This window comes from Psychroflexus aestuariivivens, from assembly GCF_004010055.1.
In the GTDB taxonomy this organism is placed as follows: Bacteria; Bacteroidota; Bacteroidia; order Flavobacteriales; family Flavobacteriaceae; genus Psychroflexus; species Psychroflexus aestuariivivens.
The window spans coordinates 43,705-58,708 of sequence record NZ_RQVT01000018.1; the positions used below are offsets into that span (position 1 = coordinate 43,705).

The following is a 15,004-nucleotide window of genomic DNA, read 5'->3' on the forward strand; positions in this document are numbered from 1 at the left end:
AATTTCTATTCAAATTAAGATATCATTGATGAATACGTTTTGTTTTTGATTAAGTGTAGACAAAAAACAGTGCTTTAAGTTTAATTTCTTATAAAAATATAAAATTTAGGAATCTTGAATATTTCTAACATCCAAAGTTTCGGAGCGGAATTTATTTTTCCCAAAATCCAAAGTTCTAATTGGAAATGGTATGTTAATATCATGCTCATTATAAGCAGATTTTATTGCTAAAACAGCTTTATGTTGCGCCATATAAACATCGGCTTGATTAGCAACATCTGACCAAAATCTAACAAGGTAATTTATAGAACTATTCCCGAATTCTGTGTAAAAAAACTGAATGCCTTCTCCGTTTCTCTGTGGAAAGGCGTCTTTGATTGCTTTTTCTGTGATTTTTTGGACAGATTCCAAATCACTTTCATAACCAACACCGCATTCCAGAAAAACGCGACCTCTTGGAGTTCTACTGAAATTTTTAAATGGAGCATCAACTATTTTTGAGTTTGGGATAACTACCAAATTTTGATCAGCAGTTTGTATAATCACGCTTCTTAAATTGATGTCAATTACAAAACCACTGAAGTCGTTTGTCTCTATCCAATCCCCAATTTGTAATTTTGGTATGAAACTAATAATAACACCTGCAAAAGTATTATGCAGTGTGCCCTGAAGTGCAAAACCTACGGCTAATCCAACAACCCCAGCTGCACCTAAAATAGAAGTAAGAACAGTATTGAGATTCAAAATTCCTAAGGATAAAAACATCCCTAATAATATGATAACTGCTTTATAGACTTTTACAGAGATCGTTCTTATAGAGTCTTGAGCGCTGCTTTTTTGAAATAGTTTATTAACTATTCTGCTTGAATATTTAGCAATAATCAAAAACAATATAAAAACCAACACCGCAATTATAAAATTGGGTAAATTCATAATTAATGAATCTACCCAATCGTACAATTTGTCAGTTAAATTTGTCCAAGCATTTTTAGCTTGATCAACCATGTGTTCATCTTTTATGGTTAAAAAACTAAGCATGTTGCTTGTCTTCTAGTTTCATAATCCAAGCATCTAACATCCAACTTGTTTTTTCTAATTCTCTAATATAAGCACCAATCATATCGATAGTACCTTCATCTTCATTTTTATCTGCGGAGTCAACTACTTTACGCATTTGTTTTATAATTTCACCATGGTCACTCAAAAGGTTACTGACCATCTCACGATCTGAGACATCAGAACTTGACTCTTTTAAATTGGATTTATTTAAATAATCAGTAAAATTACTTTCTGGTTGGAATCTTAAAGTTAGTATGCGTTCAGCAATTTCATCAATCTTTACCTTAGCATCGTCATACATTTCTTCAAACTGAATATGTAAATCAAAGAAATTTTGTCCAATAATATTCCAATGGTAGTTTCTAAGTTTTTGATAATATAAATGGTAGTCAGCAAGCAAAACATTTAGCTCTTTGACTGTTGATTTTGTTTTGTCATTATCTAGATTTAAATAACTCATTTTACTATTAATTTTAATAATTAAACAATATTTAATTCAAATTTATGCGTTTCTTTTATCACCAATTTTCATAATCCAAGCATCTAGCATCCAGCTTGTTTTTTCAAGTTCTCTGATGTATGCGCCAATCAAATCTATGGTTCCTTCATCATTATTTTCATCTGCAACTTCAACAACCTTACGCATTTGTTTTATAATTGTTCCGTGGTCGTCCAACAGATTTGAAACCATGTCACGGTCAGATACATCAGAACTAGATTCTTTCAGATTTGTGATTTTTAAATATTCGGAAAGATTGCTTTCTGGCTGGAATCTTAAAGTTAAAATACGTTCAGCAATTTCGTCAATTTTCAACTTTGCATCGTCATACATTTCTTCAAACTGTTCATGCAAATCAAAGAAATTCTGACCAACTATATTCCAGTGATAGTTTCTTAATTTTTGATAGTATAATTGATAATCTGCCAATAAAACATTCATTTCTTTGACAGTGTTTTTAGTTTTATTTTGATCTAAATTTAAATAATTCATATGTGTATTTTTAATTTTTATTTTAAGTTAAGTTTGTTCATCATTTCTTTCGAAACTTGACCACTAGTGATGCCGTAACCATCTACAAGCATACCTTTACTACCATCTTTAGTAGAAATAGCAAACAAAATAGAATTGTCTGCAGGATTGGACATCCCTTCAAATCTATAAACTTCATCTACTTCAAAATCTTCAATTTTGTATTTGGTACTTTTAGATTTATGTTCTATTTGATCATCCACAAGATTGAAGTCTTCGGTATAACCTTTGTCTCTTAGACTATTCATTCTTTGAGAGAGTGTTTGATTTTGCGCCATTGTTAATGTTTTTGTTTAAATTTAAACTTTTTAGAAGAACAGAGCAAAGTAATTAAAACGTTTAATTATTATTTAACTATTCGTTTTTTTTATTGTTATCTTTCGTGTAATAAAATATTCCTAAGGGAAATGTGAAAAGCAAAAATAAAAATTGCCTTGTCACAATACCATATACTGTAATTAGTCCAGCAATAACGTATATCCAAGTAGTTTTTGTTATTTTCATATATTATGGTGTAAACTTATTTGAAGTTGACCTTTATTCAAACTATTAGAAATCTGCCTCATATAGCCAAATTGAACTTTCAATTTTTCTGAAATTATATAACCCAAAGCTGCATAAGCACGATTTCTGTCAAAGAAATCATTTTGATTGTTAGCTGAATTCTTACTGCCATTGATGAAAATTTCATTATAAAGCGCCAAATAGGTAGATTTTGGTGAAAAATCCGAACTGAAAACAGGAATATTTACAAATAGATTATACCGAAATCTTGTGTTGAAATCATTGCCTTCTACAAATCGCTGTTCGTAACGAAAGCGATGTGTAAGTTGTACTTTTTCGAAAATACTTTGCGGAATTAAAGCTTCTTGGTAAATTCGATTTTCTTTAGAATAACTTGTAGGCTCTGAATAACTTTCGGTAGGAATATAAGCGTAACCTAAAGTAAAAATAATATTTGATTTTTCTGGTGAATAAGTCAAACCACTTCGAAGCATAAGTTGTTCAAAATCACCCAGAAGATTATAATTTCTAGACTGAACATCACCTTGAATTCCAAAATTTGAATCATTAGGCTGGTATAAATAATTGTACATATACCAATTTCCAGTTTTGCTACTTACCGTTTGACAATAAAAATTATGAGTCAAAAAAATACAAATTGTAACTATAATAAGTTTTCTCATAGAGCTAAAAAATGAAAGCCTCCAGTATAGAAAGGAGGCTTTATGAAATATAAAATATTTGAATTAATCTTTATTCACCGCATCGCGAATTTGAATATGTAATTCATCTTTATCTTTGTCGTAATCCATAAATAGACGATCACCTTCAGAAACAGAAGAATTGATAATTTTTTCTGCTAAAGCATCTTCAATATACTTTTGAATAGCTCTATTCAAAGGTCTTGCGCCGTATTGTTTGTCAAAACCTTTTTCTGCAATGAAATCTTTAGCAGCGTCGCTTAAACTAAAGTCATATCCAACTTCTTCAATTCTTTGATAAAGTTTTTCAAGTTCAATGTTAATTATTTTTTTAATATCCTCTTTTTCTAAAGCATTAAAAATCACAACATCATCTATACGATTTAAGAACTCTGGAGCAAAAGCTTTTTTCAAAGCACCTTCTATAACTTTACGCGTATTTTCATCTTCTTGTTGTTTTTGCGATTGCGTTCCAAAACCTACACCTGTACCAAAATCTTTTAGCTTTCTAGCACCGACATTAGAGGTCATAATAATTATAGTGTTTCTGAAATCTACTTTTCTTCCCAAACTATCTGTCAAATGTCCGTCGTCCAAAACTTGAAGCAGCATGTTGAAGACATCAGGATGCGCTTTTTCAACTTCATCCAAAAGAATTACAGCGTAAGGTTTACGTCTTACTTTTTCCGTCAATTGTCCTCCTTCTTCGTAACCAATATATCCTGGAGGCGCACCAATTAATCTAGATACAGCAAATTTCTCCATGTACTCACTCATATCTAATCGAATAAGCGCATCATCATTATCGAACAATTCTCTAGCTAAAACTTTTGCTAATTGAGTTTTTCCAACACCAGTTTGTCCTAAGAAAATAAATGAACCAATTGGTCTATTCGGATCTTTCAAACCAGCTCTGTTTCTTTGGATTGCTTTCACAACCTTTGCAACAGCCTCATTTTGACCTATGACTTTACTTTTTATAACGTTTGGCAATTCTGCTAACTTATTACTTTCGGTTTTAGCGATTCTTTGAACTGGTATTCCAGTCATCATAGAAACGACATCTGCAATGTGCTCTTCGGTAACTGTTTCTTTATTTTCTTTAGAATCTTTTTCCCATTCTTCTTGAGCTATTTGAAGATTTTGCTCAACACGTTTTTCATCGTCTCTTAACTTGGCAGCTTCTTCATATTTCTGTTTTTTGACGACAGAATTTTTTTCTTCTCGAATTTTTTCAAGTTCATTTTCAAGATCCAGAATTTTTTTAGGAACTTTTATATTTGTAATATGAACACGACTTCCAGCTTCATCTAAAGCATCAATTGCTTTATCTGGTAAAAATCGGTCTGTCATATACCGATTGGTTAAAGAGACACAAGATTTTATGGCTGCTTCTGTATACAAAACATTATGATGATCTTCGTACTTTGGTTTGATGTTGTTTAGAATTTCAACAGTTTCTTCAATTGAAGTCGGCTCAACGATAATTTTTTGAAATCTACGTTCTAAAGCACCATCTTTTTCAATATGTTGTCTGTATTCATCCAAAGTTGTGGCACCAATACATTGAATTTCTCCACGAGCCAAAGCAGGTTTGAACATATTGCTGGCATCTAAACTTCCTGTAGCACCACCAGCACCAACAATCGTGTGAATTTCGTCGATGAATAAAATAATGTCATCGTTTTTTTCAAGTTCATTCATAACAGCTTTCATACGTTCTTCAAACTGTCCACGATATTTTGTGCCAGCAACTAAACTAGCCAAATCTAAAGTCACTAATCTTTTATCGTATAAAATTCTTGAAACTTTTCGTTTCACAATTCTCAAAGCTAGACCTTCAGCAATGGCACTTTTACCAACACCTGGTTCACCTATCAATAAGGGATTATTTTTCTTTCTTCGGCTCAAAATTTGAGAAACCCTTTCTATTTCTTTTTCTCTTCCTACGACAGGATCTAATTTACCATCTTCAGCCATTTCTGTTAGGTCACGACCAAAATTGTCTAAAACTGGAGTTTTGGATTTTTTTGAAGATTTATTTTGTGAACCGCTATTACTACCTAAGGATTCTCTTTCAGAACCACCGCTAGGAGGTGTGTCGTCTTGATAAGAATCTGTAGGAATATCTAAATAATCACCATCTTGGGCTATCATTGCTTTGAATTCTTCTTTCACGTTATCGTAGTCGACTTTAAGTTTGTTCAGTAACTTAGTTGTAGGATCGTTTTCATTTCTAAGAATACACAGCAATAAATGCGCAGTATTTATTGATGAACTTTGAAATAATTTTGCTTCAAGAAAAGTCGTTTTCAAAGCTCTTTCAGCTTGTCTTGTTAGGTGTAAATTTTTCTTATCTTGAGAAATATTTGTATTTGTATGGTCAGAAGGGTTTAGAATTTCAACTTTTCGACGTAGTAATTCCAAATCGACGTCCATGGCATCAAGAATATTAATTGCTTTTCCGCTTCCATCGCGCAACAATCCAAGCATCAAATGCTCGGTTCCAATAAAATCGTGTCCCAATCTTAGGGCTTCTTCTTTACTAAACGCAATTACTTCTTTTACCTTCGGTGAAAAATTATCATCCATAGTCTTTATTATTTATTTAGACATCATTTCAAAAATAATACCTAATTATCGATATATGCCATTTCAATAGTGAAAATCTTATTAAATCTCTGAAAAAAATAAAAGTAAATCGAGTTTTTAAAGCTTTAAGGATTTAATAGGTTTTGTATATTTGCTCCAATTCGATTCCAAATATCGTATTTTAGCGAAGATATTAATTTAAAAATAATTCAATGGCGAACGGTGAACAGCTTATACCTATAAATATTGAAGATGAAATGAAAACAGCCTACATCGATTATTCGATGTCTGTGATTGTTTCCAGAGCGCTTCCAGATGTTCGAGACGGTCTGAAACCTGTCCATAGACGGGTTTTGTTCGGGATGCAGGAACTCGGTGTTTTTTCAAATAAAGCTCATAAAAAATCAGCAAGAATTGTTGGTGAAGTATTGGGTAAATATCATCCTCATGGTGATACCTCAGTATACGATGCAATGGTGAGAATGGCTCAAGAGTGGAGCATGCGTTACCAACTCGTTGATGGTCAAGGTAACTTTGGTTCTGTAGATGGCGATAGTCCAGCTGCAATGCGTTATACTGAAGCAAGAATGAAGAAAATCAGTGAGGAATTACTCTCTGATATTGATAAGGAAACCGTAGATTTTAGCTTAAACTTCGACGATACTTTAGAGGAGCCTACTGTCTTACCAACTCGTGTTCCTAACTTATTAGTCAATGGTGGTAGCGGTATAGCCGTAGGTATGGCAACGAACATGCCACCACATAATTTAACCGAAGTCGTTGATGGCGTTTCCGCATACATAGATAATCGAGATATTGAAATCGATGAGTTGATGGAACACATCAAAGCACCAGATTTCCCTACAGGAGGCATTATTTATGGTCACGAAGGCGTAAAAGAAGCTTTCAAAACTGGTCGTGGTAGAGTAGTTATGCGTGCAAAATCGCATATTGAAGAAGTCAATGGAAAAGAGTGCATTGTAGTTACAGAAATACCATATCAAGTCAACAAAGCTGATATGATTAAGAAAACTGCAGATTTAGTCAATGATAAAAAAATCGAAGGGATTTCACTTATACGCGACGAATCTGACAGAAGCGGAATGCGCATTGTTTACTTTCTGAAAAAAGATGCTTTACCAAATGTAGTTTTGAATACTTTATTCAAACATTCTGCGCTTCAATCTACTTTTAGTGTCAATAATATTGCATTAGTTAAGGGGCGTCCGCAGATGCTTAATCTAAAAGATTTGATTTCAAATTTTGTTGAGCATAGGCATGATGTTGTTATAAGGCGAACCAAATATTTGTTGAGAAAAGCTGAAGAACGTGCTCATATTTTAGAAGGATTAATTATCGCTTCTGATAATATTGATGAAGTTATAGCACTAATTAGAGCTTCTGAGAATGCCGATGAAGCTAGAAGTAAATTGATAGAAAGATTCGATTTATCTGAAATTCAGGCAAAAGCCATTGTTGAAATGCGACTGCGTCAATTAACAGGACTTGAACAGGATAAATTACGCTCTGAGTACGACGAATTGATGAAAACCATAGAAGATTTAAAAGACATTTTGTCAGATGAAGATCGTAGAATGCAAATCATCAAAGACGAATTGTTAGAAATCAAAGAAAAATATGGTGATGAACGCCGTTCTGAAATAAATTATGCCGGAGGCGATTTCAGTATGGAAGATATGATTCCAAATGAAAGCGTTGTGCTAACAATTTCTCATGCAGGTTACATCAAAAGAACGCCGTTAAAAGAATACAAAACTCAAAATAGAGGAGGAGTTGGTCAGAAAGCATCTAACACAAGAGATGAAGATTTCTTAGAATATATTTTCTCAGGAACAAATCATCAATATATCTTATTCTTTACTCAAAAAGGTAAATGCTTCTGGAAACGGGTATTTGAAATTCCAGAAGGAAGTAAAACTTCTAAAGGACGCGCCATTCAAAACTTGATGAATCTTGAACCGGATGACAGAATCAACGCTTTTATTTTAGTGGAGAACTTATCTGATGAAGATTATATCAATAACCATTATGTACTGATGGCGACCAAAAAAGGACAAGTAAAGAAAACGGTTTTAGAACAATATTCTCGTCCAAGAGTCAATGGAATAAATGCCATTTCTATTAAAGAAGATGACGAACTACTTTCTGCAGTTCTTACCGATGGCGAAAGTCAGGTTATGCTTGGACTAAGAAGTGGAAAAGCCTTAAGATTCGAAGAAAAACACATTCGCCCTATGGGTCGTGGCGCAGCTGGAGTGCGAGGCATCCGATTGGCTAATGACCAAGATGAAGTAATTGGTATGATTTGTGTGAAAAATCCACAAGACGAAACTGTTTTGGTGGTTTCTGAAAAAGGTTATGGCAAACGCACTTTTATTGATGATGAAGATGGCGAAGCTGTTTATAGAATTACAAATCGTGGTGGTAAAGGTGTCAAAACCATCATGATTTCAGAGAAAACTGGTCAGCTTGTTGCTATGAAAACCGTCCGAGATGAAGACGATTTGATGATTATCAAAAAATCTGGCGTCGCTATTAGAATGTCAGTTTCAGATATTCGCACCATGGGAAGATCTACGCAAGGTGTGAGATTGATTTCATTAAAAGGCGGAGAAGAAATTGCTGCTGTGGCCAAAATTCTTAATGAGGACGAAGATGAACAAGATTCAGAATTGAATGATGAGAATCCAGAGATTTCTGGAGAAGAAACAGAAATCGAAAACGAAGATTAATTTTTAATTATTATATTTAACAAACAACAAAAAAAGAAATAAGAGATATCATGAGAAAGTCAATTTTAGTAATAGCATTATTAGGTCTGTCTAGCATAGCCTTTTCTCAAAAAGGCGAAGTAAGAAAAGCTGACCGCGCTTTAGAGGATAATGATTTTTCTGAAGCAATTAGTTTATTGAATGAAGCCAAAGCCGCTGGAATTTTAGAAGAAAATGAGAAATGGCAAGAAAAATATTATTTGGCAAAAGGGAAAGCTTTTGGTCTTAAAGCCAAAGCATCACCTACGGATTTTATGGAAGATGTGAATACTTCTATAAATGCATTTAATAAAGTTTTAGATACCGATCCTGATAATGAAGAAGCTAATCAAGGTCTTACAGAAATTAGACGTGGGATGATAGAAGTTGCTATCAGTAAGCAAGAAGAAGAAGAGTTTACTACTGCTGAAGAATTGTTGTATAAAGCATATGAAATGAATAAAAAAGATACAATGATGCTTTACTACGCAGCTTCCGCAGCTGTAAATGGTCAAATTTACGATAAAGCTTTAAAACACTATAAAAAATTATTGGAGTTAAATTTCGATGGTTCATCAGTGCAATATACTGCAGTTGATAAAGCAACTGGCAAAGAAGAAATCTTTCAAAGTAAGGAAATGAGAGATATTGCGTTAAAATCTGATGATTACATAAAACCTGACAATAAAAAAACACCTGCATTAACTGGTGAAATCGCAAAGAATATCACTTTAATTTACATTCAACAAGATGAACCTGAAAAAGCGCTTCAGGCTATTGAGAAAGCTAAAGAAGAAAATCCAGAGGATATTGATTTGATGCAGGCAGAAGCAGATTTATACTACCGTTTAGGTAAAATTGACAAATACGATGAACTGATGAAAAAAATAGTAGAGTTGGCTCCAGATAATCCTTCTTTGTACTATAATTTAGGAGTATCATCAGAACAATTAGGAGATATTGAAAGCGCAAAAAAATATTATAAAAAAGCAATAGAACTTGATCCTAAAATGACGGACGCTTATGTCAATATGGCTAGTATTATACTTGCTAAGGAAAGAGAAATTGTTGAAGAAATGAATAAACTTGGTACATCACCAGCTGACAATAAAAAATATCAAAAACTGAGTGAGGAAAAGAAAAAATATTATGTTGAAGCCTTACCTTTTCTAGAAAAAGCTTCAGAACTAGATCCAGATAATATGGGAGCTTTACAAACTATGCTAAGTATTTATTATCAATTAGGTAAAGACGATAAAGCAAAAGCGACTAAAGCAAAAATTGATAAGTTGAAAAACGAATAATGTTTGTTTTTATTGAATCAAAAAAGCCTGTTGAAAATTTTCAACAGGCTTTTTTGATTGAAAAATAAATGATTCTAACGCGGTGTCATCTTCTCTTTTTTCTTTTGAAGTTGTCTTGTCACATCGTCTACAGTATTGCTAATAGCCACTTCAAAACCTTTTTCATTCGAAGAAGCAAAAATGTTTTGTCCTGGTGCGCTTAATTTTACTTCGCAAATCATACCAGTTTCAGGACTCGAAGTGTTCTCTTTCTTGAAGAAAACTTCGGCTCTTACAATCCAGTCATATCGATTTTGTAGTTTTTCTAATTTTTTGGTAGCTAATTCTTCTAATCTTTCACTCGCACTTACGTGTACGTAATTAAAATTGATGTCCATAGGTATTAATTTTAAAGTTAAATTCTAGTATAAAATTAAATATTCAAAGCCTTATATAGTATGATAATAATCAACTTTTGAATACTTCAATTCATAAATTTAGTAAATTAAATTAACTTGCAGAATTTTTAAATCAACTTTAAACTTTTAAATTAAAATTTAACTTTATGATAATTTCTTAGCCAAAAAAATATTTCATAAGCCTAATAAATTTATGTAAATTTAGCTGAATCTAAAAATCAGTGTTATGAAAAAAATATTGTTGATTACAGGAGATTTTGCTGAGGATTACGAAACCATGGTCCCGTTCCAAATGCTTCAAATGATTGGACATGAAGTCCATGCAGTTTGTCCAGATAAAAAATCAGGAGAAAAAGTGAAAACTGCTATTCACGATTTTGAAGGCGATCAAACTTATACAGAAAAACCTGGACATTTATTCGAACTCAATTTCGATTTTAATGATGTCAACCTTAATGATTACGATGGATTATTTTTAGTTGGAGGAAGAGCACCAGAATATTTAAGATTGAATTCAAAAGTTATTGAATATACCAAACATTTTTTTGAAAATGATAAGCCTGTCGCAGCTGTTTGCCATGGTATCCAAATATTAACGGCAGCCAATGTTGTGAAGGGAAGAAAATTGACGGCTTATCCAGCGGTAAAACCAGAAGTTGAACTTGCTGGAGGTGAATTTCAAGACGTTGAGCCAACAGAAACCGTGGTTGACGGCAATTTAGCGACTTCACCAGCGTGGCCAGGACATGCGTCTTTAGTCAAAGCTTTTTTGAAATTACTGGGAACTGAAATTAAACTGTAGTTTATTAAATTCATTTTTGTAAACCAAAGGATTTGAATATAAATTCCTTTGGTTTGTTATTTTAAATAAATTTTAATCCTTACTTTCAAACTTGAATTTTAGTTAATATAAATGTCAGATTATAACTTTTCAATTCTAAAAAAAAAACTAGACGGTCGAGTTCTCGAAGGTGAGTTATACCAGTCTATTTACGCTACCGATGCTTCTGTTTACAGAGAAATTCCCGCCGCAGTTTGCATTCCAAAACACGATGATGATTTAAAATATATCATAGAATTTGCTGTTCAAAATTCACTATCAATTACACCGAGAGCGGCTGGAACTTCATTAGCTGGACAATGTGTTACCGATGGCTTGATAGTCGATTTGAGCGAGAATTTCAAAGCTGAACTTGATTTTGATTTTAATTCAAAAACGATTAGAATTCAGCCTAGTATTGTAAGAGATGAACTCAACCAAAGATTGGCTTCAGAAAACTTATTTTTTGGACCCAATACCTCAACATCCAATCGATGCAATATCGGTGGTATGTTTGGGAATAATTCTTCAGGAACAACTTCAATAAAATACGGTGTAACCAGAGATAAAATATTAGAAGCCAAAGGATTTTTGTCAGATGGAAGTTACGTTGAATTTAAAGCTTTAAATAAAAATGAATTCAACGAAAAGCTGGAACTTCAAACTCTAGAAGGTGAAATTTATAGATATTTCAATAAAGTTTTACAACAAGAAAATATTTCTACTTTAATTGAAAATGCTTTTCCAAAAGTTGATATTCATCGAAGAAATACTGGATACGCTCTAGATGAATTATACAGAAATTCATTTTTTGGAAATTCTGAAATCGAAACTTTAAATTTGTGTACTTTACTTTGTGGCAGCGAAGGCACCTTATTCATTGCTACTGAGCTTAAAATTCAACTGGACGATTTACCTCCAAAAAAATCGGTGATGATTGCAGCGCATTTCAACACAATTTCAGATTGTCTTGAAGCTGTAGTTGTTGCTATGAAGCATGATTTGTATACCTGCGAAATGATGGACAAAACCATTTTGGATTGTACAAAAGACAGTCTAAAATATAAAAACAATCGGTTTTTTATAGATGGTGATCCAGAAGCTATTCTGATGTTAGAATTAAAATCTTCTGACACTCAAGATTTGATTCAACAAACAGAAAAACTTCAAACAGATTTAAATCAGAAGACTGCAGCTTATGCAGCGCCTAAGCTGGAAAATGAAGAAATCGATTTGGCGGTGGAATTAAGGAAAGCTGGTTTGGGACTTCTAGGCAATTTGAAAGGCGATGCTAAAGCTGTAGCATGTATCGAAGATACGTCTGTTTCTATTTTGGATTTGCCACATTATATTTCAGATTTTACTAAAATCATGAAAAAGTATGACCAGCGCGCAGTTTACTATGCGCATGCCGGTGCTGGTGAGTTGCATTTGCGCCCAATTCTGAATTTAAAAACTTCTGAAGGTGTTGATCAATTTAAAAATATTTCTTCAGATGTAGCCAACTTGGTTAAAAATTATAATGGTGCCTTAAGCGGTGAACATGGCGATGGTCGAGTGCGTTCGCCATTTATTAAAGACCTTGTGGGCGAGGAGTGTTACAATATTTTCTTAGAAATTAAATCTGTTTTCGACCCTCATAATTTACTAAATCCTGGGAAAATAGTAAATCCAAAACCAATAGAAACTAATTTAAGATACGAAACTGATCGCATTGAACCGAAAATCTCAACAAAAATAGATTTTTCTGCAAACTCAGGTATTTTGAGAGCTGCTGAACAATGCAACGGCAGCGGCGATTGTAGAAAAAGTCATCACTTTGAAGGTGCAATGTGTCCGAGTTTTCAGGCAACTAGAGATGAAAAAGACTCTACTAGAGCTAGGGCTAATATGCTTAGAGAAGTGTTGACTAAAAATCCAGACGCAGAAAATCCGTTTGATGATCAAAACCTCAAAGAGGTATTTGACTTATGTTTGAGTTGCAAAGCTTGTAAGAATGAATGTCCTAGCAATGTAGATGTGGGTGCTTTCAAAACAGAATTTCAGTACCAATATCAAAAAACAAATGGGGTCAGCTTTAGAACAAAATTATTTGCTGAAAACAATTCAATTAATCGTAAGGCAAGTTTTCTTCCTAGTGTTTACAATGCGTTGAATTCCAATAAAATTACATCCAGTATTATTAAAAAAATTGCTGGAATAGCAGAGCAAAGAGAATTACCAAAATTGAAAAAAACATCATTACGGAAATTGATCAAAAATGAAAAAATATCACTTTTGCCTAAAGTAAAACCAATTCAATCTGTGTATTTATTTGTTGATGAATTCACTAATTATTTAGATGTAGAAATCGGAAAGGATGCAATTGAACTTTTGACCAAATTAGGTTTTGAAGTGAAAATTGTTCAGCATTTTGAAAGCGGAAGGAGCTACTTTTCTAAAGGACTCCTAGATGAAGCACAAAAATTTGTTGATGGAAATGTTGAAGTTTTTCAAGACTTAGTTAATTCCGAAACACCCTTAATTGGTATAGAACCTTCTTCAATTTTAAGTTTTAAGGATGAATATTTACGATTGGCAAAAGACAAAGTTGCCGCAAGCGAAATTGCAAAACATACTTTTTTAATTGAAGAATTTTTACACCAACAAGTTAAAAACGGCAGAATTACTTCAGAACAATTTTCAAAAAAACACGAAACCGTAAAAATTCACAACCATTGCTATCAAAAAGCCTTGTCTTCTCAAATTTATACTTTTGATCTTTTGAATTTGCCTAAAAATTTCAAGGTGAGTATTATTCCTTCAGGTTGCTGTGGAATGGCTGGCAGTTTCGGGTATGAAAAAGAACACTACAAAGTGAGCCAACAAATTGGTGATTTGGTTTTGTTTCCGGCAGTTAGAAACTCCGATGCCATTATTGCCGCAAACGGTACAAGTTGTCGTCACCAAATTAAAGATGGAACACAAAAAAATGCATTCCATCCAGTCAGTATCTTAAATAAGTTTGTTTTATAAATCCAATTCCACTTGATAATCTATTATATTTTGTGTTGAGGTAGAAGAGATGTCTTCTAATTCGAAACCGACTTGATCAGGGATATCTTCAAAAATTAACTCTGTACTGACCATACTTTTTATCAAGCCAATATCTTTAGCAAAATAGTTGGTAACTGTAGTTACATTTTGATCTGCTAAAATTGTAAATTCACTAAAAACCAAAAACACAGAAATAGACATATTTACTTCCAATTCAGATATGTATATGTTATTGTAGGTTTCTCCTTCTATATTCATACTTGGCACAAATCCGCCATTTATAGATGCTATTTCATAATTGATTGTAACTGGAAAACCATTTACATTTTGCTCTATTTCTCCAGTTTCAGTAAAAAACTGATCACCTTCATTCGTATTTGCATTATAAACTGTTACATTTTCAATAGGCAAACTTAGATCAATCATGTCAGTATTGAATTCAAGATTACTATCTAAAACTATATTTTGACCGTTTTCTTTATAAATTTCTCCTGCGGAAATTACAGAAGTAGTTGTTCCAGGAAGTTCAATATTACTTTGCTGAAAACTAAATCGCTCTGGTTCAGTTCCTGTACTTCCGCTAATCATTAATGTTTCGCCACCATTTTGTGTGTTTCCATTGACAGTTATGCTATTTTGGTAATCCCAAGAATTACCAATAACCAAAGGGAAGTAATTGGTGTTATCGATTTCATTACTGTCATCATCAGCGCATGAGATCAAACTGTTTACAATCAGTAAAAGCAAAAGAGATTTTAAAGTGAGTTTCATAAATTTGAATTTCTTGCA

General features: G+C 33.0%; 12 protein-coding genes. 4 read left to right on the forward strand and 8 right to left on the reverse strand.

Going from position 1 to position 15,004, the window contains the following annotated elements:
• Nucleotides 1-105: 105 nt before the first annotated feature.
• From EIG86_RS03120 to EIG86_RS03145, 6 genes are all read right to left on the reverse strand, one after another.
• The gene (locus tag EIG86_RS03120) at nucleotides 106-1,038 is read right to left on the reverse strand and encodes a mechanosensitive ion channel family protein (RefSeq protein WP_192901702.1); all 933 of its coding nucleotides are present in this window, start codon (nucleotides 1,036-1,038) and stop codon (nucleotides 106-108) included.
• Nucleotides 1,031-1,519: a Dps family protein gene (locus tag EIG86_RS03125; RefSeq protein WP_127844689.1), complete on the reverse strand. Its 489-nt coding sequence runs from the start codon at nucleotides 1,517-1,519 to the stop codon at nucleotides 1,031-1,033. The genes EIG86_RS03120 and EIG86_RS03125 overlap by 8 nt, the downstream gene beginning before the upstream one ends.
• Before the next feature lie 42 nt (nucleotides 1,520-1,561).
• Nucleotides 1,562-2,050 (reverse strand): Dps family protein, encoded by a 489-nt coding sequence (locus tag EIG86_RS03130; protein ID WP_127844690.1) that lies wholly within the window; start codon nucleotides 2,048-2,050, stop codon nucleotides 1,562-1,564.
• Between the two features lie 17 nt (nucleotides 2,051-2,067).
• Complete coding sequence (locus EIG86_RS03135; protein ID WP_127844691.1) at nucleotides 2,068-2,367, reverse strand: phosphoribosylpyrophosphate synthetase; 300 nt, start codon at nucleotides 2,365-2,367, stop codon at nucleotides 2,068-2,070.
• Between the two features lie 222 nt (nucleotides 2,368-2,589).
• Nucleotides 2,590-3,186: a DUF2490 domain-containing protein gene (locus EIG86_RS03140; RefSeq protein ID WP_240032168.1), complete on the reverse strand. Its 597-nt coding sequence runs from the start codon at nucleotides 3,184-3,186 to the stop codon at nucleotides 2,590-2,592.
• A gap of 153 nt (nucleotides 3,187-3,339) precedes the next feature.
• On the reverse strand, nucleotides 3,340-5,886 hold the full coding sequence (locus EIG86_RS03145) for an ATP-dependent Clp protease ATP-binding subunit (protein WP_127844693.1): 2,547 nt from the start codon (nucleotides 5,884-5,886) through the stop codon (nucleotides 3,340-3,342).
• A gap of 212 nt (nucleotides 5,887-6,098) precedes the next feature.
• Between EIG86_RS03145 and gyrA the strand changes: the two genes are divergently transcribed.
• Both gyrA and EIG86_RS03155 read left to right on the forward strand, forming a co-directional pair.
• The gene (gene gyrA / locus EIG86_RS03150; RefSeq protein WP_127844694.1) at nucleotides 6,099-8,639 is read left to right on the forward strand and encodes a DNA gyrase subunit A; all 2,541 of its coding nucleotides are present in this window, start codon (nucleotides 6,099-6,101) and stop codon (nucleotides 8,637-8,639) included.
• A gap of 50 nt (nucleotides 8,640-8,689) precedes the next feature.
• On the forward strand, nucleotides 8,690-9,961 hold the full coding sequence (locus tag EIG86_RS03155) for a tetratricopeptide repeat protein (RefSeq protein WP_127844695.1): 1,272 nt from the start codon (nucleotides 8,690-8,692) through the stop codon (nucleotides 9,959-9,961).
• Nucleotides 9,962-10,035: 74 nt separating this feature from the next.
• On the opposite strand, the gene hpf is transcribed toward EIG86_RS03155, so the two are convergent.
• Complete coding sequence (gene hpf, locus EIG86_RS03160; protein WP_127844696.1) at nucleotides 10,036-10,338, reverse strand: ribosome hibernation-promoting factor, HPF/YfiA family; 303 nt, start codon at nucleotides 10,336-10,338, stop codon at nucleotides 10,036-10,038.
• 247 nt (nucleotides 10,339-10,585) lie between these two features.
• On the opposite strand from hpf, the gene EIG86_RS03165 reads away from it, so the two are divergent.
• Nucleotides 10,586-11,161, forward strand: a complete 576-nt coding sequence (locus tag EIG86_RS03165) for a DJ-1/PfpI family protein (RefSeq protein ID WP_127844697.1) — start codon at nucleotides 10,586-10,588, stop codon at nucleotides 11,159-11,161.
• A gap of 111 nt (nucleotides 11,162-11,272) precedes the next feature.
• Nucleotides 11,273-14,194 carry an FAD-binding and (Fe-S)-binding domain-containing protein gene (locus tag EIG86_RS03170; RefSeq protein WP_127844698.1) on the forward strand — a complete coding sequence of 974 codons (2,922 nt, stop codon included), beginning with the start codon at nucleotides 11,273-11,275 and terminating at the stop codon, nucleotides 14,192-14,194.
• Here EIG86_RS03170 and EIG86_RS03175 read toward each other — a convergent pair.
• Nucleotides 14,189-14,986 (reverse strand): hypothetical protein, encoded by a 798-nt coding sequence (locus tag EIG86_RS03175; protein ID WP_127844699.1) that lies wholly within the window; start codon nucleotides 14,984-14,986, stop codon nucleotides 14,189-14,191. The two genes, EIG86_RS03170 and EIG86_RS03175, sit on opposite strands and share 6 nt — an antisense overlap.
• Nucleotides 14,987-15,004 lie beyond the last annotated feature (18 nt).

Excerpts from the sequence above, each read along its gene's own strand:
- EIG86_RS03120 (WP_192901702.1), bottom strand. The coding sequence starts at position 1,038 with ATGCTTAGTTTTTTAACCATAAAAGATGAACACATGGTTGATCAAGCT.
- EIG86_RS03125 (WP_127844689.1), bottom strand. The coding sequence starts at position 1,519 with ATGAGTTATTTAAATCTAGATAATGACAAAACAAAATCAACAGTCAAA.
- EIG86_RS03130 (WP_127844690.1), bottom strand. The coding sequence starts at position 2,050 with ATGAATTATTTAAATTTAGATCAAAATAAAACTAAAAACACTGTCAAA.
- EIG86_RS03135 (WP_127844691.1), bottom strand. The coding sequence starts at position 2,367 with ATGGCGCAAAATCAAACACTCTCTCAAAGAATGAATAGTCTAAGAGAC.
- EIG86_RS03140 (WP_240032168.1), bottom strand. The coding sequence starts at position 3,186 with ATGTACAATTATTTATACCAGCCTAATGATTCAAATTTTGGAATTCAA.
- EIG86_RS03145 (WP_127844693.1), bottom strand. The coding sequence starts at position 5,886 with ATGGATGATAATTTTTCACCGAAGGTAAAAGAAGTAATTGCGTTTAGT.
- gyrA (WP_127844694.1), top strand. The coding sequence starts at position 6,099 with ATGGCGAACGGTGAACAGCTTATACCTATAAATATTGAAGATGAAATG.
- EIG86_RS03155 (WP_127844695.1), top strand. The coding sequence starts at position 8,690 with ATGAGAAAGTCAATTTTAGTAATAGCATTATTAGGTCTGTCTAGCATA.
- hpf (WP_127844696.1), bottom strand. The coding sequence starts at position 10,338 with ATGGACATCAATTTTAATTACGTACACGTAAGTGCGAGTGAAAGATTA.
- EIG86_RS03165 (WP_127844697.1), top strand. The coding sequence starts at position 10,586 with ATGAAAAAAATATTGTTGATTACAGGAGATTTTGCTGAGGATTACGAA.
- EIG86_RS03170 (WP_127844698.1), top strand. The coding sequence starts at position 11,273 with ATGTCAGATTATAACTTTTCAATTCTAAAAAAAAAACTAGACGGTCGA.
- EIG86_RS03175 (WP_127844699.1), bottom strand. The coding sequence starts at position 14,986 with ATGAAACTCACTTTAAAATCTCTTTTGCTTTTACTGATTGTAAACAGT.